This is a genomic window from Microbacterium aurantiacum (assembly GCF_002872075.1).
GTDB lineage: Bacteria > Actinomycetota > Actinomycetes > Actinomycetales > Microbacteriaceae > Microbacterium > Microbacterium aurantiacum_A.
Genome location: NZ_PGGU01000007.1, coordinates 165937 through 191638 on the forward strand (window position 1 = coordinate 165937; position 25702 = coordinate 191638).

A 25702-nucleotide genomic window follows, 5' to 3' on the forward strand; every position below is an offset into this window, starting at 1 on the left:
CCTTCCGTAGGAAGTTGTGGAGGAGGTCAGCGACCGTCCTGTCGGCGATCCCACCGATCGTTCATGCGATCCATGAAGGAAGCCGAGTTCTGCGGCTTGGCCGGTTTGCCCTCACGGGGCGAAACCGGGGTGGTGCGTCGAACAGGCGTGACGGCGATCATCACGCCGGCGAGCATCGTCGCGAAACCGATCACGCCGACGACGATCCCCAGCACGTCGCCGAGGGCGACGCCGGCGATCAGCGCACCGACGCCGGCAAGGAGAAGAAGAGCTCCGTACACGAGGTTGCGATAGCTCAGGGCACGGTCACCGGAGGGCGCGCTCACGACATCGGCGTCGTTGTGCAGGAGATGGCGTTCCATCTCATCAAGCAGACGCTGCTCCTGTTCGGACAGTGGCATCTCGTCCCCCTCGGGTATGGTGCCTTACATTCTACGCCCCGCCCGGCGGTCTGGGCTAGCCGTCGGGCACGTCGTTCCGTGTACGTATGCTGAGAGTCGTGCCCTCCCCCTCCCTCGTCCCCGATGCCGTCGCCGAGCGTCTGGAGCTCTTCCTCGGCAGGATGCGTTCCGAGTCCGCGGAGTACGGTGCCGATGCGATCTCGTTCCTCGACGCGGCAGCCGGCACCCTCGTCGGCGGCAAGCGGCTTCGGGCGCGGTTCTGTCACTCGGGCTGGAGTTCGGTCGCCCGCTTCCTCGACCGGAACGCTGTGGAGGGCGAGGCGCTCTGGGACCTGTGCGCCGCCCTGGAGATCTTCCAGTCCGCGGCTCTCGTGCACGACGATCTGATCGACAACTCCGATACCCGCCGGGGCCGTCCTGCCGCGCACCGTGCTCTCGAACGCGCACATCTCGAGGCCGGCTGGACGGGCGACGCCGACTCCTTCGGACGCGCGTCGGCGATCCTGCTGGGAGATCTGCTCGTCGCCTGGAGCGACGACCTCATGGAGGCCGGTATCGCCGATCACCCTCACGCTGCGACCGTGCGCGCGGAGTACGCCCGGATGCGCCGCGACGTCACCACCGGTCAGTTCCTCGACATCGCCGAGGAATCGGCCTGGAGCGTGAACCCAGGGGCGACCCACGCGGAGCGCGCCCTAAGGGTCGTGTCACTGAAATCGGCCAGATACAGCATCGAGCAGCCGCTGCTCCTGGGGGCGTCGCTCGCCGGCGCTGACGCCGGCCAGCTCGCAGCCCTGCGTCGATTCGGTCATCCGCTCGGCATGGCGTTCCAGCTCCGCGACGACGTGCTCGGGGTCTTCGGCGACGCCGCCGTCACCGGCAAGCCCGCGGGCGATGACCTTCGCGAAGGCAAGCGCACCGTGCTCATCGCTCTCACCCGGGAGGCGCTGGATGCGTCGCCGCGCAACCTGCTCGACGAGTTGCTGGGCGATGCGGCGCTCACCGACGGACAGGTGTCGTCGCTGCAGGCCACGATCGCGGACTCGGGCGCCCTCGACCGTGTCGAGGGCATGATCGCGGACTACGCGAGGGAAGCCGATCGGGCGCTCTCGGGGGCTCGCCTGGACAACGCCGCCGTCAGCGAACTCCGCGACCTCGCACGCGCGGCCACCGTGCGATCAGCCTGACTCGCACCGCCGCCGGGATCAGGCGAGAGTGCGCGCGATCCGGCGGACCTCGCTCTTGTGACCCGCGAGCAGAGCGGCGATGGGCGAGCGCCCCATCGTCTCCTCGTCGCTGAGCAGCCAGTCGATGACCTCGTCGTCGGTGAAACCGGCGTCCTTCAGCACGATGATCGTGCCACGGAGCGAAGGCAGCGGCTCACCGTCGACGATGAAGATCGCGGGAACGGTGAACGCCCCGTTGCGGCGGGAGCCGATGAGATGGTGGTCATCGATGAGTCGTCGTACCCGACCGAGCGGCTCATCGAGCACCTCGACGAGATCGGGCATGGTCAGCCACGCGGTGGCACTGGTTTCAGGGGCGTTCTCAGACACCCTGCCACTATCTCACCTCCCGTCTGGCGTCGCATCCAGTCACATCTGTCACATAGGTCACATGAGTCACTTCTGTTGACTTTGGTTTACTTCCGTGCCAGCGTGGCAGAAGTCAAAAAAGGGGGAAGCTTTGAGACTCCATGCTTCGCGTCGTACGCGATATCTGACTCTGGCCGCGCCGGCAGCCGTACTGGGAACGCTCGCCGGCACGCTCGTCGCCGCCCCCGCTTCAGCGGATGCCGCGCCGCCCCTTCGTCCCGTCGAGCGCCTCAGCGGAGCATCCGTGCGCAGTCTGCCGGCGCAGACCGCTCCGGCTTCGTACACCGTGCAGCCCGGCGACACCGTCTCCGGGATCGCCCAGCGCTTCGGACTGAGCACCGGTGATGTCCTGGCGTGGAACGGCCTCACCGTGCGCTCCGTGATCTATCCCGGGCAGAGCCTCGCGCTCGCGGGTGCCGCGGCTCCGGCGGCAGCGCCTGCCCCCGCCCCGGCAGCAGCGATCGTGCACACGGTCGTCTCCGGCGACACCGTCTACGCAATAGCTCAGAAGTACGGCACCACCGTCGACGCCGTGCTGGCGGCGAACGGCCTCGCCCGTGACTCGATCATCTACCCCGGTCAGGCGCTCGCCGTGTCGGGGGCGGCAGCACCGGCAGCCGTTCCCCCCGCACCGGTCACCGCTCCTGCGGCACCCGCCACCGGGCAGACCCACACGGTCGTCGCCGGCGACACGCTCTTCGGCATCGCCCAGAAGTACGGCACGACCACTCAGACTCTGTTCGCCGCCAACGGCCTGAGCGCCGCGTCGATCATCTACCCCGGTCAGACGATCCTCGTGGCCGCGCAGGCAGCTGCACCTGCACCCGCGGCCGCGGCCAACCCGCCGCTGACCGCGACCCTGGATGCGGAGCAGGCGGCCAACGCCGCGCTCATCATCAGCATCGGACGGCAACTGGGCATCTCCGACCGCGGGATCGCCACGGCGCTCGCGACGGGCATGGTCGAATCCTGGCTGCGCAATCTGGACTGGGGCGACCGCGACTCCCTCGGCCTCTTCCAGCAGCGGCCGAGCACCGGCTGGGGCACCGCGGAGCAGATCCGGGATGCCGATCGCAGCATCCGCGTCTTCTATGGCGGTCCCGGCGACCCCAACGGCAGCGCGACGCGGGGACTGCTGGACATCGCCGGCTGGGAATCCCTCGGCTTCGGCGCCGCAGCGCAGGCCGTGCAGATCTCGGCGTTCCCCGATCGCTATGGCCAGTGGGAGGCCCAGGCCTACCAGTGGCTCGCCCTCCACGGATGACGCTCGGGGCAAACCCGCAGGGTCCAGAGGTGAGCCGCTCCCCTGGCTTTCAGGCAGTTCTCCATAGAATTTCCCTGTGACGATCAATCAGCAGGCCGACCCTCTCATCGGGCGGCTTGTCGACGGTCGTTATCGAGTTCGCGCGCGGATCGCCCGCGGCGGCATGGCGACGGTCTACGTCGCCACCGACCTCCGTCTCGAGCGCCGCATCGCGCTCAAGGTGATGCACGCGCATCTCAGCGACGACTCCGCTTTCCAGAGCAGGTTCATCCAGGAGGCTCGGGCAGCCGCGCGGCTCGCCGATCCGCATGTCGTCAACGTCTTCGATCAGGGTCAGGACGGCGAGCTCGCCTACCTGGTCATGGAGTACCTGCCGGGGATCACCCTGCGTGAGCTGATGCGCGAGCAGCGCCGGCTGACGATCCCGCAGACGATCACGATCATGGATGCGATCCTCGCCGGGCTCTCCGCAGCGCATCGCGCCGGGATCGTGCACCGGGACGTGAAGCCGGAGAACGTGCTGCTCGCCGAAGACGGACGCATCAAGATCGGCGACTTCGGGCTCGCCCGCGCGACGACGGCGAACACCGCGACCGGCGCCCAGCTCCTCGGCACGATCGCGTATCTCGCCCCCGAACTCGTCACCCGCGGCACGGCGGACGCCCGCAGCGACATCTATGCGCTCGGCATCATGCTCTACGAGATGCTGACCGGCGAGCAGCCGTACAAGGGCGAGCAGCCGATGCAGATCGCGTTCCAGCACGCCACCGAGTCGGTGCCGCGTCCGAGCGTGCGCAATCCCGGCGTTCCGGAGCCGCTCGACGAGCTCGTGCTCTGGGCGACCGAGAAGTCGCCCGACGAACGTCCCGACGACGCGCAGGAGATGCTCGACCGGCTGCGCGAGATCGAGCGCGAACTCGGCATCGCCCCCGCGGTGGCTGCGGCGACCATGCCGACCCGGCGATCGCAGGCCGACTCCGCCGACCTCACCCAGGTGATGCCGAGCACGATGGTCATCGCCGATCCGACGGCGCCGGTTCCGCAGCAGCTCGACAACGCGACAGTCCTGCGTCGTCGCGCATCCAAGCGCCGCGCCCGAGGGGCGTTCCTGCTCACCCTCGTCCTCCTGCTCGCGGTGCTCGCCGGCGGCGTCGGTTGGTGGTTCGGCTCCGGACCGGGGTCTCTCATCGCGGTGCCCAGCGTGGCGGGTACATATGACGAAGCGGCGGCGACGCTGCAGGCCGAGGGCTTCACGCCGGTTCGCGCCGACGAGCACTCCGTCGACGTGGCGGCCGATACGGTCATCCGCACCGATCCGGCAGCCGGTGAGCGCCTCGAGCAGGGCGCCGAGGTCACCGTCATCATCTCTCTCGGACCGGCTCAGCACGACGTCCCCCGCTTGAACGACATGACCGAAGACGAAGCGATGGGTGCCCTCGAAGAAGTGAAGGCGCAGATCGGTCCGTCCACGGCCGTGTACTCAGGGGCGGATGCCGGGCTCGTCATCAACGCGTACGTCACCCCCCGGTCGGGCGGTGACGTCTACGAATGCGGCGAGGGCTGCCAGCTGTTCGAAGGCGACGGCATCGAGCTCCTCGTGTCGCTCGGCGCTCTCCCCGACGTGGTCGGGATGACGGCGAACGCGGCCGTCAACGCGCTCGCGGAGAAGGAGATCACCGTCTCCGCGCAGTCGGAGGAGTTCCACGACACGATCGAAGAGGGACACGTCATCGCGATGGCCGAACGTGACGGCGGCGGGAACTGGCGACCCGGCGACTCCACGACGCTCGTGGTGTCGAAGGGCCCTCAGCTGTTCGAGGTACCCGACGTCACCGGTCAGAATCGCGATCAGGCGGCCAACACGCTGCGCGAGGCCGGCTTCGAGCCCACGTGGAACCCGCTGTGGACACCGTTCCCGAACGGACTCACGGAGGTCACGGGCACCGATCCGGCCGCTGGGACCATGCGCCGCGCAGGCAGCCAGGTCACGCTGCTGATCCGCAGCGCTCTCTGACCGGCATCCGCGCCCGAAACGACGAAACGGCCTCTCCTCTCGGAGAGACCGTCTCGATGAAGCCGGGTCAGCGCTTCTCGAGCTCCTCGGCGACGAGGAAGGCCAGCTCGAGGGACTGCATGTGGTTCAGACGCGGGTCGCAGAGGCTCTCGTAGCGGGTCGCGAGAGCCGCCTCGTCGATGTGCTCCGAGCCGCCGAGGCACTCGGTGACGTCGTCACCGGTGAGTTCGACGTGGATGCCGCCCGGGAACGTGCCGACGGCGCGGTGGGCTTCGAAGAAGCCGCGCACCTCGTCGACGACGTCGTCGAACCGACGGGTCTTGTAGCCGGTGGGCGTGGTGATGCCGTTGCCGTGCATCGGATCGGTCACCCACAGCGGCTGAGCGCCCGAGTCGCGGACGGCCTCGAGCAGCGGCGGCAGCGCGTCGCGGATCTTTCCTGCACCCATCCGGGTGATGAACGTCAGGCGCCCCGGCTCGCGGTCCGGGTCGAGCTTGTCGATCAGCGCGAGAGCGGTGTCCGGCGATGTCGTCGGCCCGAGCTTGACCCCGATGGGGTTGCGGATCTTCGAGAAGTAGTCGACGTGCGCGCCGTCGAGGTCGCGCGTCCGCTCGCCGATCCAGAGGAAGTGCGCGGAGGTGTTGTACGGCGTGTCCGTACGCGAGTCGATGCGTGTCATCGGACGCTCGTAGTCCATCAGCAGGCCCTCATGGCCGGTGAAGAACTCGACGCGCTTGAGCTCGTCGAAGTCGGCTCCGGCCGCCTCCATGAACTTGATGGCGCGATCGATCTCGGCGGCCATCCGCTCGTAGCGCTGGTTGGCCGGGTTCTGCGCGAACCCCTTGTTCCAGGAGTGCACCTCGCGGAGGTCAGCGAAGCCACCCTGAGTGAAGGCGCGGATGAGGTTCAGCGTGGAGACAGCCGTGTGGTAGCCCTGCAGCAGGCGTCCTGGGTCCGCCTGACGCGAGCCCTCGGTGAAGTCGTAGCCGTTGACGATGTCGCCACGGTAGGCGGGGAGAGTCACATCTCCGCGCGTCTCGTCGTCGCTGGAGCGCGGCTTGGCGAACTGCCCCGCCATGCGGCCCATCTTCACGATCGGCATCGAGGCGCCGTACGTGAGCACGACGGCCATCTGCAGCACCGTCTTGATGCGGTTGCGGATCTGCTCGGCGGTGGCCCCTGCGAACGTCTCGGCGCAGTCGCCGCCCTGCAGGAGGAAGGCCCGGCCGGACGCAGCACGCGCGAGGCGGTCGCGGAGGTTGTCGACCTCACCGGCGAAGACCAGCGGAGGGAGCCCGGCGATCTGCTGCGACACGGCCGCGACTCGATCGGCATCGGGCCACCGCGGCTGCTGCTTGATGGGGAGTGAGCGCCACGCGTCAAGGGCGTCGATGTGGTGCTGAAGCATCCTCCCAGCCTAGTGGGCGCCGATGCCTCAGGAGCCGCGTGTGACGCGTACCGGAAGCCGGTCCTTCACCGTCGACGCATACACGTCCTCGTACTCCTGAGCGCCCAGCCGCTGCAGCGCGACCATGATCTCATCGGTCACCGAGCGGAGGATGTAGCGATCGTTCTCCATCCCGGCGTACCGGGAGAAATCGAGCGGCTCGCCGATCACGATGCCGATACGCATGACCCGCGGGACGCGCTGGCCGATCGGCATCGCGATGTCGGTGTCGACCATGATGACCGGGATCACCGGCACCTTCGCCTCGAGAGCCATCCGCGCGATGCCGGTGCGCCCGCGGTACAGCTTGCCGTCGGGGCTGCGCGTGCCCTCGGGGTAGATGCCGAGGAGGTCGCCCCTGCCGAGCACCTGGAGTCCGGTGTTCAGGGAGGCCTCGGAGGCCTTGCCTCCGGAGCGGTCGATGGGGATCTGCCCCGTCGCCTTCATGAAGAACTTCGTCGCCCAGCCCTTGATGCCCCGCCCGGTGAAGTAGTCGCTCTTGGCGAGGAACGACATCGGCCGATCGATCACGAGCGGGAGGAACACCGAGTCCGCGAAGGAGAGGTGGTTGCTGGCGAGAATGGCTCCGCCGCTCGCGGGCACGTTGCGGCGGCCCACGATCCAGGGACGGAAGATCGCCTTGACCAAGGGCCCGATCGCGACGTACTTCATCAGCCAGTAGAACATCGAGGTGAAGTCTAGGGCACGGCCGCGCCATCCATGGGAGGAGTTCGGATGGCCCATTCGCCTACGCGACTCGGTGTCACTAGGTGTGCGACTGGATTCCATGGCTTAGACTCGGGTGCAACCCGTGCCCGACCGGTACCGAAGGAGCTGCCGTGGTCCAGTTTGAAGTCCCCGCGATCGTCCCCGCCGACCCTGACGCGAACATCGCCGACCTGCTGGTGAAGCGCGTCGAAGCCACCCCTGACCTGGCACTGTTCTCGGTGCCGGACGGCCAGGGCTGGCGCGACATCACCGCCGCCGATTTCCAGACCGCGGTGGTCGCGCTGGCGAAGGGTTTCGCCGCCGCCGGCATCCAGCCCGGTGAGAAGGTCGGATTCCTGGCGCGCACCACCTATGAGTGGACGCTCGTCGATTTCGCCCTGTTCTACGCGGGGGCCGTGATGGTGCCCATCTACGAGAGCAGCTCCCCCACGCAGATCCAGTGGATCATGGAGGACTCCGGCGCCATCGCCCTGATGGTCGAGTCGCCGGAGCACTACGCGCGCGTCGACGAGATCCGGGGCGACATCCCGCTCGTCCGTGAGGTCTGGCAGCTGCACCTCGGCGCCATCGACGTGCTGGTGGCCCAGGGGGCCTCGGTGTCGGATGCCGAGATCGAGCGCCGCCGCAACCTCGCCGTCGGGTCGGACATCGCCACACTGATCTACACGTCGGGCTCGACCGGACGCCCGAAGGGCTGCGTGCTCACGCACAGCAACTTCGTCGAGCTGTGCCGCAACTCGGGCAAGGCGCTCGACAAGGTGCTGAGCATGCCCGGCGCGTCCACCCTGCTGTTCATCACCACAGCGCACGTCTTCGCCCGCTTCATCTCGATCCTCGACATCCACGCCGGCGTGCGCACCGGCCACCAGCCCGACACCAAGCAGTTGCTGCCGGCCCTGGGTTCGTTCAAGCCGACGTTCCTGCTCGCCGTTCCCCGTGTCTTCGAGAAGGTGTACAACTCGGCGGAGCAGAAGGCCGAGGCCGGCGGCAAGGGCAAGATCTTCCGCGCCGCCGCTGACGTCGCCATCGAGCACTCCAAGCTGCTCGAAGAGGGCAAGAAGGTCCCACTGGGCCTCAAGATCAAGTTCGCGCTCTTCAACAAGCTGGTCTACAGCAAGCTGCGAGCGGCGATGGGCGGCAACGTGCGGTACGCGGTCTCCGGGTCCGCTCCCCTCGGTGCGCGCCTGGGCCACTTCTTCCACAGCCTCGGCGTCGTCATCCTCGAGGGCTACGGTCTGACGGAGACCACCGCACCCGCGACCGTCAACCTCGCCGACAAATCGAAGATCGGCACCGTCGGTCCCGCGCTTCCCGGAGTCGGCGTGCGCCTGGCCGAGGACGGCGAGATCGAGGTCCGCGGCATCAACGTGTTCAGGGAGTACTGGAACAACCCGCAGGCGACCGCCGAGGCGTTCAGCGAAGGCGGCTGGTTCCGAACCGGCGACATCGGCAGCTTCGACGCCGAGGGATTCCTGACGGTCACCGGGCGGAAGAAGGAGATCATCGTCACCGCCGGCGGCAAGAACGTCGCCCCGGCAGCGCTCGAGGACCCCATCCGCTCGAACCCCATCATCGGTCAGGTCGTGGTCGTCGGCGATCAGCGCCCCTTCATCTCGGCGCTGATCACGCTCGACCCCGAGATGCTGCCGACCTGGCTGGCGAACAACGGCCTTCCGTCCGAGATGTCGCTGGCCGAGGCTGCGACCAGCGCAGACGTCCGCGCGGAGATCCAGCGCGCGGTCGACGCGGCGAACACCCGGGTTTCGCGCGCGGAGTCCATCCGCAAGTTCACGATCCTCGACTCGGAGTGGACGGAGGCATCCGGTCACCTCACGCCGAAGATGTCCATCAAGCGCAACGTGATCCTCAGCGACTTCGCCGACGAGATCGCGGCGATCTACGAGGAGCCGGTCACCACGACCAACGTCTCCCTCGGCGGTTGAGCCGCTGCTCGTTCAGCGAATCGACATACGACGAAGGCCCCGCCACCGGCGGGGCCTTCGTCGTATGTCAGAACCAGTCGCTCTCACGCACTTCGCGCATCGCGAGCTTGCGGGTCTCCGGGTCGAGCCGGGAGAGATAGATCTTTCCGTCGAGATGATCGGTCTCGTGCTGCAGGGCCTGGGCGAGTAGGCCCTCTCCCTCGAGGACGACCGGATCTCCATCGAGGTCGATGCCTTCGACGCGTGCCCACGGATGCCGCAGCGCATCATGCCAGAGTCCTGGCACCGACAGGCACCCCTCCCCGGTCGGCACGGCTTCACCGCGCACCTCGGTGAGGACGGGGTTCAGCACGTATCCGATGTCGCCGTCGATGTTGTAGCTGAAGGCGCGGACGGCGAACCCGATCTGCGGGGCCGCGACGCCGGCACGGCCCGGCAGCTCGACGGTCTCGACAAGGTCGGTGACGAGGGCGCGGACGCCGTCGTCGATCTTCTCGATCGGCGCGCAGACGGTCCGCAGGACTGGGTCTCCGAAGATGCGGATCTCGCGGACGGCCATCAGGCGGCCTTCGTGCGCAGGCCCTCGACGAGGTGCGCTGCGAGTTCACGGGCGGCCTGGCGGGTCTCCGATCGCAGGTTGGAGAAGACGATGGTGCCACCACCGGCGATCTGGGCGTCGTACGGCACTCGCACGACCCGCTTCGCCCGGGTGGCGAAATGCGCTTCGAGTTCGTTCAGCCGCACCAGTGGAGTACCAGGGGTGGATTGGTTGAGCACCACGATCGCCTCGCGCGCCTGCTCGGCGTAGCCGTTCGTCTCCAGCCACGTCAGTGTCTCCGAGGCGAGTCGCGCCTCATCGACGCTGAGTCCGCAGACGATGACGATCTGATCGGAGAGATCGAGCGTGGCCGACATGACGGAGTGCACGATTCCGGTTCCGGTGTCGGTGAGCACCAGCGAGTAGTAGTGCGCCGCGACATCGGCGACGTCGCGGTAGTCGTTGTCGCTGAACGCCTCGGCGATGCGCGGGTCGGAGTCCGAGGCCAGCACATCCAGCCGGGTCGCGTCGCGGGAGACGATCGCGGAGAGGTCGTGGTACCCCTTGACGTCATCATGGATGCGGACGAGATCGCGCACCGACTTGCTGTGGTTGGGTCGCACGATGCGGTCCGCCAGGGTTCCGCGGTCGGGGTTCGCATCGACCGCGATGACACGATCCTCGCGAGCATCCGCCAGCGCCATTCCGAGCAACGCGGTGATGGTGGTCTTGCCCACGCCGCCCTTCCGCGACAGGACAGGCACGAACCGGGCGCCGCCCACGAGTGGGGCCGCGATCCTCGCCGTGAGCGCCTTGCGCTCGCGCGCGCGGCGTCCGTCGCCGATGTTGATCCTCCGGCCTGACAGCGAGTACAGCAGGTGGCTCCAGGCCCCTTCGGGCTCGGGCTTGGAGACCTGATGCGGGTCGAGGAGGCGATCGGCGGTGAGCAGATCGGCGCTCTCGCGCGCTGCGTCGCCGAGATCATCCAAGCGCTTCGAGGTCAATGCGACCTCGGCGCGCGCGGCGGCGCGCACCGGCTGCGCGGCGACCGCCTTGTCGTTCGAGGTGTCCACGGCGGGGGTCTCCTTCTCGGTGGTCAGCGGCGGCACGGATCCCGCGGATGCGGTGGATGCAGTGGATGCTGCCCGGTCGGCGCGAGCCTGCGCGAGGAACTGCGCGGCGGCGGCGGACTCGGCTGCGACGGACGCGGCGGCACGGGATGCGGCCGCGCGGTCCTCTTCGATCACCGGGGCCGCCACGGGTTCGGTGCCGGCGAGGATCCGTTCCCGAGCGAGGGGCGTCTCCTCGACGGGCTCCTCGACGGGCTCCACATCGAGGATGGGTTCCACATCGACATCGGATTCCTCGACATCGGGTTCCTCGACATCGGGTTCGTCAGCGACGGCTTCCTCCTCGACGACGGGTTCCTCGACCATCGCATCCGGCTCCCCCGCATCCGGGATCGTCGCGGCATCCCGGGCCGTCGTCTCGGACTCCGCGGGGATCTCGATAATGATGTCGGCGGCGTGGATGCGGCCGATCGCGCGTGCGTCTTCGAAGGGCTTCTCATCGACGATGACGTCGTCGACGATGAGGTCGGCGATGATCTCGCCCTCGACGACACCGTCGTCGGCGAGATCGTCGTCTTCGTCCTTGGGCAGTGCGACGTTCACCTGAGCGGTGCCGCCGAGGATGCCGATGCCGGTCGTGTCCAGGGACGCGGCGGCGTCGAGCACTCCTCGCGAATCATCCTCGAGCGGGTCGTCGATGTTCTTCGGGGTCACGATGTCACTCCAAGCTTGTGCGGGCCTCGGGTGCGCACCAGGTGCGCGGCCCTCGCCCGGACAAGATTAGTGCGCGGGGCGGATGACGACCAAAAGATCTCCGGCGTCGACCTGCTGGGTCGCCGAGATCGCGAGGCGCTCCACGATGCCCTCGATGGGCGCGGTGATGGCGGCCTCCATCTTCATCGCCTCGATCGATGCGACCGGTTCGCCCGCCCGCACGCTGTCCCCGATCTCGGCCTTGAGCGTCACCACACCGGAGAACGGCGCGGCGATGTGGCCCGCGATCGACGTGTCCGCCTTCTCGACCTGGTGCGCATCGACCGCGATGGATCGATCGCGCACGAAGACCGGCCGCAGCTGACCGTTCAGCGTCGTCATCACGGTGCGCATGCCTTTGTCGTCGGCCTCGCCGATGGCCTCGAGCCCGATGAACAGCTGCACACCGCGGTCGATCTCGATGACGTGCTCCTGCCCGGGCACGAGGCCATAGAGGTAGTCACCGGTGTCGAGCGCCGACAGGTCGCCGAACTGCTCCCGCATCTGCGAGAACTCACGCATCGGAGCCGGGAACAGCAACGTGTTCAGGCGCGCGCGCCTGGTGGCGCTGTCGCCGGCCAGTGCCGCCTCATCATCGGCGGAGATATCCGTGACCGCGACGCGGATCTCTCGGCCGGCGAGCACCTTGGTGCGGAACGGCTCCGGCCACCCGCCGGGCAGTTCGCCCAGCTCGCCCGCCATGAATCCCACGACGGAATCCGGAACGTCGTACTTCTCGGGGTTCGCCTCGAAGTCGGCGGGGTCGGCCTTGACGGCTGCGAGGTGCAGGGCAAGGTCGCCGACGACCTTGGACGAGGGCGTGACCTTCGGCACGCGACCGAGGATCCGGTCCGCTGCTGCGTACATGTCCTCGATCAGCTCGAAATCGTCGGCGAGCCCGAGGGCCTTCGCCTGCTGCCGCAGGTTCGACAGCTGACCGCCGGGGATCTCGTGATGGTAGACACGGCCGGTGGGACCGGGAAGACCGGATTCGAACGGTGCGTACTGACGCCTGACCGCCTCCCAGTAGGGCTCGAGGTCGGATACCGCGTCGAGCGGGATGCCGCTGTCGCGGTCGGTGTGCGCGAGTGCGGCGACCAGGGCCGACAGCGACGGCTGGCTCGTGGTGCCGGAGAGCGGTGCGGATGCCGCATCCACGGCGTCGACGCCGACGGCGCTGGCTGCGAGGAGCGTCGCGAGCTGCCCGCCGGGGGTGTCGTGGGTGTGCAGGTGCACCGGAAGGTCGAAGCGCTCGCGCAGCGCGCTGACGAGTTTCGCCGCCGCAGCCGGTCGGAGGAGGCCGGCCATGTCCTTGATCGCGATGATGTGAGCCCCGGCGTCGACGATCTGGTCCGCCAGACCCAGGTAGTAGTCGAGCGTGTAGAGATCCTCGGCCGGGTTCAGCAGGTCACCCGTGTAGCACAGCGCCACCTCGGCGACGGCGGTCCCGGTGCTGCGGACGGCCTCGATCGCCGGACGCATCTGCTCGACGTCGTTGAGGGCATCGAAGATGCGGAAGATGTCGACGCCGCTGGCGGCCGCCTCCGCGACGAACGCCTCGGTCACAGCCGTCGGGTACGGGGTGTACCCGACGGTGTTTCGACCTCGGAGGAGCATCTGGATCGCGACGTTCGGCAGCGCCGCACGGAGCTTGTCCAGCCGCTCCCAGGGGTCCTCGCCGAGGAAGCGCAACGCGACGTCGTAAGTCGCTCCGCCCCACGCCTCCACCGAGAGCAGCTGCGGGGTGAGGCGAGCGATGTGAGGGGCGACGGCGACCAGGTCGCGCGTGCGCACCCGCGTCGCCAGCAGGGACTGATGCGCGTCCCGGAAGGTCGTGTCGGTGACCGCCAGCGCGGTCTGCTCCCGCAGGCTCCGCGCGAATCCCTCCGGCCCGAGTTCGAGCAGGCGCTGCCGCGAGCCGGGAGCCGGAGCCGCGTCGAGGTCGACCGCAGGGAGCTTGGTCACCGGGTCGACCGCACCGGGATGCGCGCCGTTCGGCTTGTTGACGGTGACGTCGACCAGCCAATTCAGTATCTTCGTGCCGCGGTCCTTGGACACGCGGCCGCGCAGCAGTTCCGGCCGCTCGTCGATGAAGGAGGTGCTCACGTCGCCGGCGATGAACGCCTCATCCTCGAGCAACGCCTGCAGGAACGCGATGTTCGTGGAGACGCCACGGATGCGGAACTCGGCCAGCGCACGGCGGGCGCGGGCGACCGCGGCCGGGAAGTCACGACCGCGGCAGGTGAGCTTGGACAGCATCGAATCGAAGTGCGGGCTGATCTGCGAACCGGCAGCCGTCGTGCCGCCGTCCAGGCGGATGCCCGCGCCGCCGGGCGAGCGGTAGGTGGTGATCTTGCCGGTGTCCGGGCGGAATCCCTGCGTCGGGTCCTCTGTCGTGATCCGGCATTGCAGTGCGGCTCCGCGCACATGCAGCTTCTCCTGCTGCAGGCCGAGTTCGGAGAGCGTCTGCCCCGCTGCGATCCGCAGCTGGGTCTGCACGAGGTCGACGTCGGTGATCTCCTCGGTGACCGTGTGCTCCACCTGGATGCGCGGGTTCATCTCGATGAAGACGACCTCGCCCGCGCGCTCCCCCGCCGTCTCCAGCAGGAACTCCACCGTGCCGGCGTTCTCGTAGCCGATCGATCGCGCGAATGCCACGGCATAGCCGTGCAGAGCGGTGCGGATCCTGTCATCGAGGTTCGGCGCCGGGGCGATCTCGACGACCTTCTGGTGGCGGCGCTGCACCGAGCAGTCGCGCTCGAACAGGTGCACCGTCTCGCCGGACTTGTCGGCGAGGATCTGCACCTCGATATGGCGGGGACGCACGACGGCCTGCTCCAGGAACATCCGCGCGTCGCCGAAGGCGCTCTCGGCTTCGCGCATCGCCTCGGCCAGCGCAGGAGCCAGTTCGCCTTTCGAGGCGACTCGGCGCATCCCGCGACCGCCGCCACCGGCGACGGCCTTCGCGAACAGCGGGAAGCCGATGTCGTCGGCCTGCGCGACCAGCGCATCCACATCGTCGGATGCCTCGGTGGAGCGCAGCACCGGCACTCCCGCGCCGATGGCGTGGCGCTTGGCTTCGACCTTGTTACCGGCCATCTCGAGGACCCGAGCGGGCGGTCCGATGAAGACGATGCCATTGGCCGCCGCCTTCTCTGCCAGTTCCGGGTTCTCGGAGAGGAACCCGTACCCGGGGTAGATCGCGTCCGCACCCGCCTCCTTGGCGACCCGGATGATCTCGTCCACGTCGAGGTAGGCGCGTACCGGATGGCCGCGCTCGCCGATCTGGTACGCCTCGTCGGCCTTCAACCGATGCAGCGACCCACGATCCTCATAGGGGAAGACCGCGACGGTCCTTGCTCCCACCTCGAACGCTGCACGGAAGGCGCGGATCGCGATCTCGCCGCGATTGGCCACAAGGATCTTCTGGAACATGCACACCTCTGATAGCTCGATGCACGGCGAATTCGTCGCACATGGCGCGGGGCTGAGTGTTTCCCCAGCCTAGGGGAAGGTAACGTGGAGTCCGTGCACGTACTCAGCGTCAGCTCTCTCAAGGGCGGTGTCGGCAAGACGACCGTGACTCTCGGCCTGGCCTCCGCGGCCTTCGCCCGAGGCGTCCGGACTCTCGTCGTCGACCTCGACCCGCAATCCGATGTGTCGACCGGCATGGACATCCAGGTCGCCGGCAGGCTCAACATCGCTGATGTCCTGGCGAACCCGAAGGAGAAGATCGTCCGCCAGGCGATCACCTCCAGCGGCTGGGCGAAGGTCCACCCCGGGACGATCGACGTGCTCATCGGCAGCCCCTCGGCGATCAACTTCGACGGGCCGCATCCGAGCGTCCGGGACGTCTGGAAGCTCGAAGAGGCCCTCGCCGCCGTCGAAGCCGACTACGACCTCGTGCTCATCGACTGCGCGCCGTCGCTGAACGCGCTCACCCGAACCGCCTGGGCGGCGAGCGACCGCGTCATGGTCGTCACCGAGCCCGGCCTGTTCTCGGTGGCCGCGGCCGACCGAGCCCTCCGCGCGATCGAGGAGATCCGCCGAGGTCTCTCCCCCCGCCTCCAGCCGCTCGGCATCGTCGTGAACCGGGTGCGTCCGCAGTCGATCGAGCACCAGTTCCGCATCAAGGAACTGCGCGACATGTTCGGCCCCCTCGTGCTCGCACCGCAGCTTCCGGAGCGCACCTCTCTGCAGCAGGCCCAGGGTGCGGCGAAGCCCCTGCACATCTGGCCGGGCGACTCCGCTCAGGAACTCGCCGCGGACTTCGACTCGCTGCTCGACCGGATCATCCGCACCGGCCGCATCGCCGTCTCCGAGACCGGCACACAGGCCTGACGCCTCCCCCAAGCAAGAACGGCCATCCTCTCGCGAGGGTGGCCGTCAGCTTCTGTCCGCGAGCGTGACCGGAGTCAGGCGGAGCGCTTGGTCCGGCGCGCCGAGAGCTCGTCGACGGGGTCCGGTGCGGTCGGGTCGAACTCGACCAGAGTCGACTCGACCTCGCGGAGCACCTTGCCGACTGCGATGCCGAAGACGCCCTGACCGCGGCTGACGAGGTCGATGACCTCGTCGTTCGAGGTGCACAGGTAGACCGACGCTCCGTCGCTCATGAGCGTGGTGCCGGCGAGGTCGCGGATGCCGGCAGCACGGAGCTGGTCGACCGCCGTGCGGATCTGCTGCAGCGAGATGCCCGTGTCGAGCAGTCGCTTCACGAGCTTGAGGACCAGGATGTCGCGGAAGCCGTAGAGCCGCTGAGAGCCGGAGCCGCTGGCGCCGCGGACGGTGGGGACCACCAGCTCGGTGCGCGCCCAGTAGTCCAGCTGGCGGTACGTGATCCCGGCTGCGCGTGCGGCGACCGCACCGCGATAGCCGACCTCATCGTCCATGGCGGGCAGACCGTCCGTGAAGAGGAGTTCGGACACGAACCGCGGGTCGCCTGAAAGCTCATCCGCATTCATATGAAGTCCTCTCTGGAGCCGTTACCTCCACGCTAGAGCAGTGCCCCAGCAGCGGCAATGACATCTGCGCGTCGGTGAAGGTGTGTCGCAATCAGTTCGTTACGAAAGCACGCGCGAGAGCGCATCCTTGACGAACAGCGAGCGCACTTCGTCGATCTTGGCGGCCAGATCCGGCGCCATCTCGCTCGCCTTTGCGCGTGACGTGGCATCCGTTCGGCGCAGCAGCGCGGACATCGCCGATTCGATGAGGGCCACCTCGCGCTCGGCCCCCTGCCGTACGGCACGAAGGTGTCGCGGTTCGATGCCGTGCCGATCCAGCGCGACGAGTCCGCGCAGCAGCGCGACGGTCGCCTCCGAGTACGACTCGCTCGCGGTGATGACGCCGGTGCTGATCGCGTCGTTGAGCAGTTGCGGACCGGCGCCGGCCGCGGAGAGCAGTTCGCCGCGGCGATAGCGCCGCGGCGGGGGCGTGATCGACGGTGGCGGCGTGAGACCGGTCCCTGCCTGGCCATTGGCCTCGGCCTCGTCGAGCTGCTCGCGGATGACGCTGAGCGGCAGATAGTGATCGCGCTGAAGCACGAGCCCCAACCGTAGGCGCTCGATGTCGGACTGCGAGAACTTGCGGTAACCCGACTCGGTGCGTGATGGCGTCACGATGCCCTGGACTTCGAGGAAGCGCAGCTTGCTGGAGGTGAGTTCCGGGAACTCCGGCGTGAGTCGTGCGAGCACCTGGCCGATGCTCAGAAGACCCGCGGACGCTGAGCGTTCGCGGGCGTGAGGTGCCGCCATCAGCCGTTCGCCGCCGAGCGGTCGACGGGTGAGATGAAGAAGTTCAGCCGGAACTTGCCGACCCGCAGCTCGGAGCCGTCGACAAGGGAGCTGCGGTCGACGCGTTCCCCGTTCACGTAGGTTCCGTTGAGCGAGCGCTGGTCGATGATCTCGAACGAAGAGCCGTTGCGGGTGATCTCGGCGTGACGACGCGACACCGTCACGTCATCGAAGAAGATGTCGGCCTCGGGATGCCGGCCCACCGTCGTGACATCCGTGTCCAGAAGGTAGCGGGCGCCCGCGAGCGCACCGGAGCGCACCAGCAGCAACGCCGATCCGGAGGGCAGCGCCGCGATGGCCGACTGCTCGACCTCGGTGAGCTCCACCCCGAAGGGTACGAACGACAGATCGGAATCGTGCCCGAACGTCTGCGTTGCATCGTGCTTCTGCTCGCCGGAACGGTGAATCGCTTCCCCGCCCGATCGGCTCTCGCTGTCTGTCACAGTGGCCCTCCTCGTCGTCCAGACTATCCGATGCGGGGGGCGGCGCGGGAGGGTCGGGTCAGCACTCAGCCCGCACATACCGGAGATTCCTACGCTGACCAGGTGCACATCACCGTTCGCCGATTTCCCGCCGCTCCGTTCGTTCTTGCCGCGAGCGTGCTCGCAGCCGTCCTGATGCTGGTCACTCCCCTGCCTGCATCCGCCCACGACAGCCTCCAGTCGTCGAGCCCGGCTGCCGACAGCACCGTGCCCACATTGCCTGCCGAGCTGACGCTCACGTTCAGCGCGGGCCTCGTCGACGGTAAAGGGGCGACGGAGGTCGTGGTCACCGATGCCGCGGGCAACTCCGTCACCGACGGCCCCGCCACCGTCGATGGCGCGACCGTCACACAGCCGCTGGTCTCCGAGGCGGATGCGGGCGTGTACCGCGTGATCTGGAAGGTCGTCTCCAGCGACGGCCACCCGACCTCCGAGGAGTTCTCCTTCACCGTGGCGACGAGCACCCTCGCCGAGCCGACCGCAGCGACGACCGCCGACCCCGCACCGTCGGAGACGCCGTCGGCCGTGCAGAGTCCGCCGGCCACTGCGACACCGGAGGGCACCCCCGCCGACGGCGACGCATTCCTGCGCGTTCTGCCCTGGATCATCGGCGCCGTGATCGTCGCCGGACTGGGTGGGGCCATCGTCGCCACGATGGTCCGGAGGGCCCGGCGCCGGGGCACCGCATCCGATTCCGACGACGCCTCAGCGCGCTAGGCTTGAGGCATGCCACACTACGATGTCGTCGTCCTCGGCGCGGGTCCTGGCGGATACGTCGCCGCCGTTCGCAGCGCACAGCTCGGCCTGTCCACTGCCATCATCGAGGAGAAGTACTGGGGCGGTGTCTGCCTCAACGTGGGCTGCATCCCCTCCAAGGCGCTCCTGAAGAACGCGGAGCTCGCGCACACCCTGAAGCACAAGGCCGAGTTCTTCGGTATCTCGGGTGAGTTCACGCTCGACTTCGGCAAGGCGTGGGATCGCAGCCGCGAGGTGGCCGACGGCCGCGTCAAGGGCATCCACTTCCTGATGAAGAAGAACAAGGTCACCGAGTACGACGGTCGCGGCACCTTCACCGGCCCGAAGGCCATCTCGGTGGCGAAGACCGACGGCACGACCGAAGAGGTCACCTTCGACAACGCCATCATCGCGACCGGGTCGACCGTCCGCCTCCTTCCCGGCGTGACGCTCAGCGACAACGTGGTCACGTACGAGGCGCAGATCATGGCCCGCGAACTCCCGGAGTCGATCGTCGTGGTCGGCGCCGGCGCCATCGGCATGGAGTTCGCGTACGTGCTGACGAACTACGGGGTCAAGGTCACGATCATCGAGTTCCTCGACCGTGCCCTTCCGAACGAAGACGTCGACGTCTCCAAGGAGATCGCCAAGCAGTACAAGAAGCTGGGCGTCGAGATCCTCACCTCGACCAAGGTCGAGACCGTCGTCGACAACGGATCGTCCGTCACCGTCACCTACACGGCAAAGGACGGCCAGCAGAGCTCGATCGAGGCCGACAAGGTCCTGATGTCGATCGGCTTCGCTCCGAGCGTCACGGGCTTCGGCCTGGAGAACACCGGCGTGAAGCTCACCGACCGCGGTGCGATCGACATCGATGACCACATGCGCACCAACGTCGAGGGCATCTACGCGATCGGTGACGTCACCGCGAAGCTGCAACTCGCCCACGTCGCAGAGGCGCAGGGCGTGGTAGCCGCCGAGACCATCGGCAAGGCGGAGACGATGACGCTGGGCGACTACCGGATGATGCCTCGCGCGACGTTCTGCTCGCCGCAGGTGGCGTCGTTCGGCCTCACCGAGCAGCAGGCACGGGACGAGGGTCGCGACATCAAGGTCTCGACGTTCCCGTTCATGGCCAACGGCAAGGCGCACGGCCTGGGCGAGCCCGTCGGCTTCGTGAAGCTCATCGCGGATGCCGAGCACCTCGAGCTCATCGGCGCGCACATGATCGGACCGGATGTGTCGGAGCTCCTCCCCGAGCTGACTCTCGCGCAGAAGTGGGATCTGACCGCTCTCGAACTGGCCCGCAACGTGCACACGCACCCGACGCTGTCCGAGGCCCTGCAGGAGGGCTTCCACGGACTCGCCGGGCACATGATCAACTTCTGATCGACCTCGGTTGAGAACGGCCTGACTGCGAAACCGTGGTCAGGCCGTTTTCACTTCGCCCGCCCGTCCACCGCCGTCCTGTTTCCCATGGAGGAGATCCCGTGACCGAGTCGAACCGCCTGTACGGAGAGGTGATCGAAACCGAGGTGCTCAGCCCGCACATGCTGCGCGTCGTCCTGGGTGGCCCCGGGCTGGACGCCTTCGAGCCGATCGGGGACACCGACCAGTACGTCAACTGCTTCTTCCTCCCCGAGGGAGCACCGTACGAAGTGCCGTTCACCGACGACGCCATCCGGGATCTCCCGCGCGACCAGCGCCCGTTCGCACGCAGGATCACCGTGCGCGCCTGGGACCCGCAGACGCGACAGCTGGCCCTCGACTTCGTCGCCCATGGCGAGATCGGGTACGCCGGGAGATGGGCGCTGCACGCACGACCAGGCGACCGGCTGCAGCTGCGTGGTCCGGCCGGCGGCTACCGCCCGGAGGCTGATGCCGACAGTTATCTGCTGGTCGGCGACGCGAGCGCGCTTCCTGCGATCGCCGCGTCCGCTGAGGCTGTTCCCGAGGGACGACCGGTGGTGATCGTCGCAGAGGTCCCGTCGGCCGAGGACGAGATCCCCCTCGAGTCTCCGGGCGAGCTCACCGTGCGTTGGGTGCACACGGTCGACGGCGGAGACGCCGTCCGCCTCCTGGCCGATGCCGTGGCCGCACTTCCCCGCCCGGAAGGAGTCGTGAGCGCCTTCGTGCACGGCGAAGCCGAGTCGGTGCGCGCGGTGCGCCGAGTGCTGCTGAGCGAGCGCATCGTCGCTGAGGATCGGCTGTCCTGCTCCCCGTACTGGCGTCTCGGTCACGATGACGAGGCATGGCGATCGGTCAAGGCCGCCTGGGTCCGCGAGGTGGCGGCCGAGACGCTTCCCTCCCCCGTCCGTACCGAACGGGCGTCCGCCTGACCGGCAGAGCTCCTATAGGCCCCTCATCGTGATCATGTCCGCCATCCGTACGCTCCGGGCACCGGACCCGAGCGCGCGGATCAGCAACTCTCGAGCGTGCAGGCCGAGAGGCTGCGCCGGAGCACCCATCGCCATGTAGAACCGGGCTCGGCTCTGGGTGCGGCGCGCGGCTCGTCTGCTGCGCCGCTCGAACCCGCGGAAGTCCGGTGTCCCCCGCCCCAGGGATTGCTCGATCCGTTCGGTGAGGCGCACGGCATCCAGCCAGCCGAGGTTCATCCCCTGTCCGCCGATCGGGCTGATCTCGTGCGCGGCATCCCCGAGGAGGATGACCCGTCCGACGACCGTGTGGGCGGCGAGATGCTGCGCCGCCCGGAACGCCGTCGGGCGGACGCCGTCCGGGACAGTCAGCCCGATACCGGTGCGCTCTTCGATCGCCGCGCGCATGTCAGCGGCATTCCAGCGGGTCCTCGTCGCGGTCGCTGCACCGCCCGACGCATCCCGCACCACCCAGCGCCGTGTGCCCCCGGGGAGCGGGAAGGACTCCACCAGCCCTCCGGGTTCGCAGTGCAGACGGGCACGGGAGTCGGCTTCGGGGTCGGCGATGTCCATCATCAGATACTCGGCGACACCCCGTCGCGGCTGCCATCCGACTCCGAGCATCTCGCGGATGCCGCTGCGCACGCCATCGGCTGCGACGAGGAAGGATGATGTGAGCTCACGCCGGACACCCCCGACGTCGACGGTCAGCCGGACGAAGTCGCCCTCGTCTCGGACGGCGAGTGCGTCGCAGCCCGACCGGAGAGCCGCCGGGGCCGCCTGTTCGAGTCGTTCACGCAGCAGGGCGCCGGTCCGATACTGCGGCAGGACCAGGACCGGACGTTCAGGCCTGAAGTCGACGGAGGCCAACGTGCGGCCCCGGCTGAGCACGTCGCCCCCTTCCAGCGCCAGTGCCTCCGAACGCACGCGGTCGCCGATCCCTGCCGCATCCAGCGCTTCCAGTCCCGGTGGATGGATTCCGATCGCCCTGCTGCGCTCGTCGGCTCCGGTGCGCCTCTCGCAGACGGCGACGTCCAGCCCGCGCTGAGCGAGCAGACAGCCGAGCATCAGTCCCACCGGCCCGGCGCCGACGATCACGACGTCATGGTCGAGCATCGGGCGGCTCCCTCCGCAGTTCGAGCCGGGCAGGGATTCCCCTTCGTACCGCCCACCCGGCCGGCGCCACCGCTGACAGCTCCTCTGCCGTGTAGGAGCGGCGGATGCTGGTCAGCCCGTCGTCCCGGATGAACGACCCGGCGAGCAGATTCCCCGCGAAGGGCCACGTGCCGGCGGCGAAGAGCACGTACGCGGCTCTGCTCCGTGCGATGTCGTGATGCACGACGAGGCCGCGGTCGCCGGCGAGCCGACCCGTGTCCGCCAGGAGCTCCGGCAACTCGTCCGCGGTGAGATGGTGCAGCAGATGGTTGGACACGACCACGTCGAAGACGGCACCCTCACGGACCAGATCGGAGGTGTGCGCGCAGCGGTACCGCACCCCGGCGCCGTCGTCGTGCGCCTCCGCCCAGCCCGTCGCGCGGGCATCGGCATCCAGTGCCGTGATCGACGCCGCGAGCCCGTCGCGGTGAAGCCGTCGAGCGAGCTCCCGGCACAGATCGCCGCCGCCGGCACCGACGTCGAGGATGCTGATCGTCCGACGGCGGGCGCGTGGGCGGATGTCCCGCCGGTAGAGGAGCCCGGGGCGGGAGACCACGGCATTCACCAGCCGGAACCGCTCATAGGTGCGCTCCAGCATCCGGCGATCTGCGCCCGGGTCGTCCATCAGCTCGCGTGCCCCCGCCGCACGGGCCGACAGCTCAGGCGGCATGGCTCCCCGGGGCGACGACGGTCATCAGCGCGCTCTCGGCGGTGAGCCCGGGACCGAAGGCCATCGCCGAGACGCGCTCGCCGTCCTGCGCCCCCTCGTCCAGGATCCGCTTCATGACGAAGAGGACGGTCGCACTGGACATGTTGCCGTACTCGCGCAGCGTCTCGCGCGCCGGATGCAGCTGCTCATCGGTGAGTCCCAGCTTGTCCTGCACCCTGTCGAGGATGCTGCGCCCCCCGGGGTGGATCGCCCAGTGCTCGACCGCATCGCCGATCGTGTCGTCTTCGAAGGCCGCGGCGAGCGCGGGTTCCGCGTACAGCGGTCGGAGGGCATCATGGATGCTCTCGCCGATGATGTGCGGCACGGCGGTGGAGAGGACCATCTCGAACCCCTGATCCCCGATCGTCCACGCCATGTCCTTCTCGCCCTCGGATGTGATCGACGTGTGGAAGCGGTCGAGGCGGAGGCCGGGGACGTCCGAGGAGAAGGTGCGCGCGGTGACGAGGCCCGCCGCCGCTCCGTCCGCGAAGAGGGAGGAGGCCACGATCAGATCCGGGTCGTCCGAGGAGCGCAGGTGCAGCGTGCACAGCTCGACGCTGACGACGAGCACCACGGCGTCGGGATCCGCTCCGCAGAACTGGCTCGCCGCCCGCAGTGCCGGCATCGAGGCGTAGCAGCCCATGAACCCCAGGTGGTAGCGCTGCACTCCGTCACGCAGACCGAGCGCGCGCACGATCTGAAAGTCCGGGCCCGGTGCATGGAATCCCGTGCACGACACCGTGATGACGTGGGTGACGTCGGCGGCGGTGATGTCCGGGTCTGCATCCACCGCCCGGCGCGCTGCTTCGACGAACATCCGGCCGGCCTCACGCGTGTACAGCTCGTTCCGCGTCTTGGTGCCCGGGGAGAGCAGTTCGCCGGAGGCCCTGTCGAAGAATGTCGGCGCCTCGACATCGGTGCTCAATGACAGCTCATCGAGCACCGTGTACCGGGTGTCGATGCCGGACACGTTGAACGACGTCGCGACGATCCGCTTCGCCAGCCGACCGATGTCGGGCTGGGCGGCGAAGACGTCGCGTACCTCCTCCTGGATCAGGACGGTGTCGGGGACGATCGTCTGGATGGACCTGAGCACGGGAGCATGGCGCATGCTGTCACTCAAGCATGCCGCGTCCTGACACGGAAGGGGCTGGCGCCGGGAGCGCGTCTCTGCGAAGGTGCGGGCTCAGAAGCCGAGCGCACGGGCGAGCTTGGAACCCGATGAGGCGTGCCGGCCACCGGCCGCGAAGACCGCCGCCTGCACGGCGAGGAAGAACGCTTCGCGTCCCGCCGCATCGGTGGGCGCTGCCGGCCCCAGCTCCATCTCCCACTCACGCCATGCGCGCTGCGTGCCGGTGCGGAGATCCGTGGCGCGGACGTGGTCGTCGACGAATTCGGCGACGACGCCACCGGGGCCGGTGAGCAGGTAGGCGGTGCGATCGTTCTCGATGCGCGCCAGCGGGATGAGCGGATCCGTCGTCCAGCGGGAGATCGTCTCGGCGACGGCATCCGGCACGGCGTCGCCTTCGCCCAGCGGCCAGCCCAGCTCGAGACGTCCGTCCCCCTCCCGGGGGCCCTTCACGTGCCACCCGGCATCCGGTCCACCGGTACGGCGGCGCAACGCGACGCCGGAACGCGAGAGAGTGGCGGCGGCCGTATCGAGATAGCGGGCGTCGAGCGCCCTGGCCTCTCCCTCGGTGACCGCATCCACCCCGGGGATCGCACCCCAGTCCGGCAGGGGGGTCTCCGGGTCGACGTCGAACTTGCGCTCGATCTCGACCGTTCGGGACGGTTCAGTCATCGGCAGGATTGATGTCCTCGAGGGACTCGTCGTACCAGTAGTCGACCTCGGTGGGTCCGTCGTGTGCGCCGGTGTTCGCCGGCGTGCCGCGTCGGTGGTACACCACCTGCGTCTCGCTGTAAGGGACGATCAGCTTGTCGTCCGCATCGCCGAGGGGGATGATCTGCCCGTCCAGCGGGCCTCCGTGGAGTCGTGCGAGTGCCATGTGCTCACACTAGTGCCGCTCCGGTGCGGCGAAGGAGGAGCCCCTCGGCGAGGCGCTCAGCCCGCCGCGATGCCGAGGACGGCTCCGACGATCATCCAGGGGCCGAAGGCGATCCGGGTGGAGCGGTCCGCGCGATGCAGGGCCATCAGCACCAGCGCATACAGCGCGCCGAGCACGAAGGCGGATGCCGCGCCGACGGCGAGCGCCTGCCAGCCGTGCCAGCCGAGCACGATCCCGATCACGGCGGCGAGCTTCACATCCCCGCCGCCCATGCCCTCCCTGCTCACCAGCCGCAGCGCCGCGTAGAACCCGCCGAGGATCAGCATCCCCAGCACAGCGCCGATCAACGACCGCACCTGCCCGGTCAGCAGGGCTTCGATGATCGCGAGTGCCAGCAGGGCGACCAGCGTGGGCAGCACGATGCGGTTCGGCAGCCGGTGCGTCCTGACGTCGATGACGAGGAGCCACACGCCGACTCCGAGCAGCGCGAGATGCACGAGCACGACGAGCGCTTCGTGGAGATCCATGAGGGAAGGCTAGAAGATCGGCGGATGCCGCGTGCGGGGGCTGTGGATAACTCGACTTCCCCGGCGAGCGCCGCGAGCGCGTCTCGCCGAGTGCACGGCATCTCGCCGAGTGCACGGCATCTCGCCGAGTGCACGGCTTATTGCCGCGAACAAGCCGTGCACTCGGCACC

At 68.6% G+C, this 25702-nt stretch carries 24 protein-coding genes; 8 read left to right on the top strand and 16 right to left on the bottom strand.

Annotation, left to right across the window (positions count from 1 at the left end; all coding sequences use genetic code 11):
• Window positions 1-26: 26 nt before the first annotated feature.
• Window positions 27-401, bottom strand: coding sequence for a DUF3040 domain-containing protein (locus CUR96_RS07720; protein ID WP_102192722.1), 375 nt, complete (start codon window positions 399-401; stop codon window positions 27-29).
• 86 nt (window positions 402-487) lie between these two features.
• On the opposite strand from CUR96_RS07720, the gene CUR96_RS07725 reads away from it, so the two are divergent.
• Window positions 488-1588, top strand: a complete 1101-nt coding sequence (locus tag CUR96_RS07725) for a polyprenyl synthetase family protein (RefSeq protein WP_102192723.1) — start codon at window positions 488-490, stop codon at window positions 1586-1588.
• 18 nt (window positions 1589-1606) lie between these two features.
• On the opposite strand, the gene CUR96_RS07730 is transcribed toward CUR96_RS07725, so the two are convergent.
• A complete protein-coding gene (locus CUR96_RS07730; protein WP_348639570.1) occupies window positions 1607-1957 on the bottom strand; it encodes an Rv2175c family DNA-binding protein in 351 nt (116 codons plus the stop codon).
• Between the two features lie 130 nt (window positions 1958-2087).
• Between CUR96_RS07730 and CUR96_RS07735 the strand changes: the two genes are divergently transcribed.
• Window positions 2088-3260 carry a LysM peptidoglycan-binding domain-containing protein gene (locus tag CUR96_RS07735; protein WP_102192725.1) on the top strand — a complete coding sequence of 391 codons (1173 nt, stop codon included), beginning with the start codon at window positions 2088-2090 and terminating at the stop codon, window positions 3258-3260.
• A 76-nt stretch (window positions 3261-3336) separates the two neighbouring features.
• Complete coding sequence (gene pknB, locus CUR96_RS07740) at window positions 3337-5274, top strand: Stk1 family PASTA domain-containing Ser/Thr kinase (RefSeq protein WP_102192726.1); 1938 nt, start codon at window positions 3337-3339, stop codon at window positions 5272-5274.
• A 67-nt stretch (window positions 5275-5341) separates the two neighbouring features.
• Here pknB and CUR96_RS07745 read toward each other — a convergent pair whose 3' ends face one another.
• Together CUR96_RS07745 and CUR96_RS07750 are read right to left on the bottom strand one after the other, a co-directional pair.
• The gene (locus CUR96_RS07745) at window positions 5342-6682 is read right to left on the bottom strand and encodes a class II 3-deoxy-7-phosphoheptulonate synthase (RefSeq protein ID WP_102192727.1); all 1341 of its coding nucleotides are present in this window, start codon (window positions 6680-6682) and stop codon (window positions 5342-5344) included.
• A gap of 27 nt (window positions 6683-6709) precedes the next feature.
• Complete coding sequence (locus CUR96_RS07750; protein WP_102192728.1) at window positions 6710-7408, bottom strand: lysophospholipid acyltransferase family protein; 699 nt, start codon at window positions 7406-7408, stop codon at window positions 6710-6712.
• A gap of 152 nt (window positions 7409-7560) precedes the next feature.
• Between CUR96_RS07750 and CUR96_RS07755 the strand changes: the two genes are divergently transcribed.
• Window positions 7561-9393, top strand: a complete 1833-nt coding sequence (locus CUR96_RS07755) for an AMP-dependent synthetase/ligase (protein WP_102192729.1) — start codon at window positions 7561-7563, stop codon at window positions 9391-9393.
• Between the two features lie 67 nt (window positions 9394-9460).
• On the opposite strand, the gene def is transcribed toward CUR96_RS07755, so the two are convergent.
• From def to CUR96_RS07770, 3 genes are all read right to left on the bottom strand, one after another.
• Window positions 9461-9952: a peptide deformylase gene (gene def, locus CUR96_RS07760; RefSeq protein WP_102192730.1), complete on the bottom strand. Its 492-nt coding sequence runs from the start codon at window positions 9950-9952 to the stop codon at window positions 9461-9463.
• Window positions 9952-11715, bottom strand: a complete 1764-nt coding sequence (locus tag CUR96_RS07765; RefSeq protein ID WP_245861126.1) for a MinD/ParA family ATP-binding protein — start codon at window positions 11713-11715, stop codon at window positions 9952-9954. Before CUR96_RS07765 ends, def begins: the two co-directional genes overlap by 1 nt.
• A gap of 66 nt (window positions 11716-11781) precedes the next feature.
• Window positions 11782-15189 (bottom strand): pyruvate carboxylase, encoded by a 3408-nt coding sequence (locus tag CUR96_RS07770; RefSeq protein ID WP_102192731.1) that lies wholly within the window; start codon window positions 15187-15189, stop codon window positions 11782-11784.
• A 93-nt stretch (window positions 15190-15282) separates the two neighbouring features.
• Between CUR96_RS07770 and CUR96_RS07775 the strand changes: the two genes are divergently transcribed.
• Complete coding sequence (locus tag CUR96_RS07775) at window positions 15283-16095, top strand: ParA family protein (RefSeq protein ID WP_102192804.1); 813 nt, start codon at window positions 15283-15285, stop codon at window positions 16093-16095.
• 74 nt (window positions 16096-16169) lie between these two features.
• On the opposite strand, the gene CUR96_RS07780 is transcribed toward CUR96_RS07775, so the two are convergent.
• The 3 genes from CUR96_RS07780 to CUR96_RS07790 all read right to left on the bottom strand — a co-directional run bounded on the left by CUR96_RS07780 (window position 16170) and on the right by CUR96_RS07790 (window position 17986).
• Window positions 16170-16715: a MerR family transcriptional regulator gene (locus CUR96_RS07780; protein WP_102192732.1), complete on the bottom strand. Its 546-nt coding sequence runs from the start codon at window positions 16713-16715 to the stop codon at window positions 16170-16172.
• 99 nt (window positions 16716-16814) lie between these two features.
• The gene (ftsR, locus tag CUR96_RS07785; RefSeq protein ID WP_102192733.1) at window positions 16815-17504 is read right to left on the bottom strand and encodes a transcriptional regulator FtsR; all 690 of its coding nucleotides are present in this window, start codon (window positions 17502-17504) and stop codon (window positions 16815-16817) included.
• A complete protein-coding gene (locus CUR96_RS07790; RefSeq protein WP_102192734.1) occupies window positions 17504-17986 on the bottom strand; it encodes an FHA domain-containing protein in 483 nt (160 codons plus the stop codon). The genes ftsR and CUR96_RS07790 overlap by 1 nt, the downstream gene beginning before the upstream one ends.
• A 102-nt stretch (window positions 17987-18088) precedes the next feature.
• Between CUR96_RS07790 and CUR96_RS07795 the strand changes: the two genes are divergently transcribed.
• The 3 genes from CUR96_RS07795 to CUR96_RS07805 all read left to right on the top strand — a co-directional run bounded on the left by CUR96_RS07795 (window position 18089) and on the right by CUR96_RS07805 (window position 21099).
• A complete protein-coding gene (locus CUR96_RS07795; protein ID WP_245861127.1) occupies window positions 18089-18742 on the top strand; it encodes a copper resistance CopC family protein in 654 nt (217 codons plus the stop codon).
• Between the two features lie 9 nt (window positions 18743-18751).
• Window positions 18752-20149: a dihydrolipoyl dehydrogenase gene (lpdA, locus tag CUR96_RS07800; protein WP_102192736.1), complete on the top strand. Its 1398-nt coding sequence runs from the start codon at window positions 18752-18754 to the stop codon at window positions 20147-20149.
• Window positions 20150-20250: 101 nt separating this feature from the next.
• The gene (locus tag CUR96_RS07805) at window positions 20251-21099 is read left to right on the top strand and encodes a siderophore-interacting protein (RefSeq protein ID WP_245861128.1); all 849 of its coding nucleotides are present in this window, start codon (window positions 20251-20253) and stop codon (window positions 21097-21099) included.
• A 12-nt stretch (window positions 21100-21111) separates the two neighbouring features.
• Here the strand turns inward: CUR96_RS07805 and CUR96_RS07810 are convergent, their stop codons facing one another.
• From CUR96_RS07810 to CUR96_RS07835, 6 genes are all read right to left on the bottom strand, one after another.
• The gene (locus CUR96_RS07810) at window positions 21112-22251 is read right to left on the bottom strand and encodes an FAD-dependent oxidoreductase (RefSeq protein ID WP_102192737.1); all 1140 of its coding nucleotides are present in this window, start codon (window positions 22249-22251) and stop codon (window positions 21112-21114) included.
• The gene (locus CUR96_RS07815; protein ID WP_102192738.1) at window positions 22238-22960 is read right to left on the bottom strand and encodes a methyltransferase domain-containing protein; all 723 of its coding nucleotides are present in this window, start codon (window positions 22958-22960) and stop codon (window positions 22238-22240) included. The genes CUR96_RS07810 and CUR96_RS07815 overlap by 14 nt, the downstream gene beginning before the upstream one ends.
• On the bottom strand, window positions 22950-24110 hold the full coding sequence (locus CUR96_RS07820; protein WP_102192739.1) for a type III polyketide synthase: 1161 nt from the start codon (window positions 24108-24110) through the stop codon (window positions 22950-22952). The genes CUR96_RS07815 and CUR96_RS07820 overlap by 11 nt, the downstream gene beginning before the upstream one ends.
• Window positions 24111-24185: 75 nt before the next feature.
• Window positions 24186-24800, bottom strand: a complete 615-nt coding sequence (locus CUR96_RS07825; RefSeq protein ID WP_102192740.1) for a CYTH domain-containing protein — start codon at window positions 24798-24800, stop codon at window positions 24186-24188.
• Window positions 24793-25005: a response regulator gene (locus tag CUR96_RS07830; RefSeq protein WP_102192741.1), complete on the bottom strand. Its 213-nt coding sequence runs from the start codon at window positions 25003-25005 to the stop codon at window positions 24793-24795. Before CUR96_RS07830 ends, CUR96_RS07825 begins: the two co-directional genes overlap by 8 nt.
• A gap of 56 nt (window positions 25006-25061) precedes the next feature.
• Complete coding sequence (locus CUR96_RS07835) at window positions 25062-25532, bottom strand: prepilin peptidase (RefSeq protein ID WP_102192742.1); 471 nt, start codon at window positions 25530-25532, stop codon at window positions 25062-25064.
• Window positions 25533-25702: the final 170 nt, after the last annotated feature.

Coding starts and splice junctions, on each gene's coding strand:
- CUR96_RS07720 (WP_102192722.1), bottom strand. CDS start 401: ATGCCACTGTCCGAACAGGAGCAGCGTCTGCTTGATGAGATGGAACGC.
- CUR96_RS07725 (WP_102192723.1), top strand. CDS start 488: ATGCTGAGAGTCGTGCCCTCCCCCTCCCTCGTCCCCGATGCCGTCGCC.
- CUR96_RS07745 (WP_102192727.1), bottom strand. CDS start 6,682: ATGCTTCAGCACCACATCGACGCCCTTGACGCGTGGCGCTCACTCCCC.
- CUR96_RS07750 (WP_102192728.1), bottom strand. CDS start 7,408: ATGTTCTACTGGCTGATGAAGTACGTCGCGATCGGGCCCTTGGTCAAG.
- def (WP_102192730.1), bottom strand. CDS start 9,952: ATGGCCGTCCGCGAGATCCGCATCTTCGGAGACCCAGTCCTGCGGACC.
- CUR96_RS07770 (WP_102192731.1), bottom strand. CDS start 15,189: ATGTTCCAGAAGATCCTTGTGGCCAATCGCGGCGAGATCGCGATCCGC.
- CUR96_RS07780 (WP_102192732.1), bottom strand. CDS start 16,715: ATGAATGCGGATGAGCTTTCAGGCGACCCGCGGTTCGTGTCCGAACTC.
- ftsR (WP_102192733.1), bottom strand. CDS start 17,504: ATGGCGGCACCTCACGCCCGCGAACGCTCAGCGTCCGCGGGTCTTCTG.
- lpdA (WP_102192736.1), top strand. CDS start 18,752: ATGCCACACTACGATGTCGTCGTCCTCGGCGCGGGTCCTGGCGGATAC.
- CUR96_RS07810 (WP_102192737.1), bottom strand. CDS start 22,251: ATGCTCGACCATGACGTCGTGATCGTCGGCGCCGGGCCGGTGGGACTG.
- CUR96_RS07815 (WP_102192738.1), bottom strand. CDS start 22,960: ATGCCGCCTGAGCTGTCGGCCCGTGCGGCGGGGGCACGCGAGCTGATG.
- CUR96_RS07820 (WP_102192739.1), bottom strand. CDS start 24,110: ATGCGCCATGCTCCCGTGCTCAGGTCCATCCAGACGATCGTCCCCGAC.
- CUR96_RS07825 (WP_102192740.1), bottom strand. CDS start 24,800: ATGACTGAACCGTCCCGAACGGTCGAGATCGAGCGCAAGTTCGACGTC.
- CUR96_RS07830 (WP_102192741.1), bottom strand. CDS start 25,005: ATGGCACTCGCACGACTCCACGGAGGCCCGCTGGACGGGCAGATCATC.
- CUR96_RS07835 (WP_102192742.1), bottom strand. CDS start 25,532: ATGGATCTCCACGAAGCGCTCGTCGTGCTCGTGCATCTCGCGCTGCTC.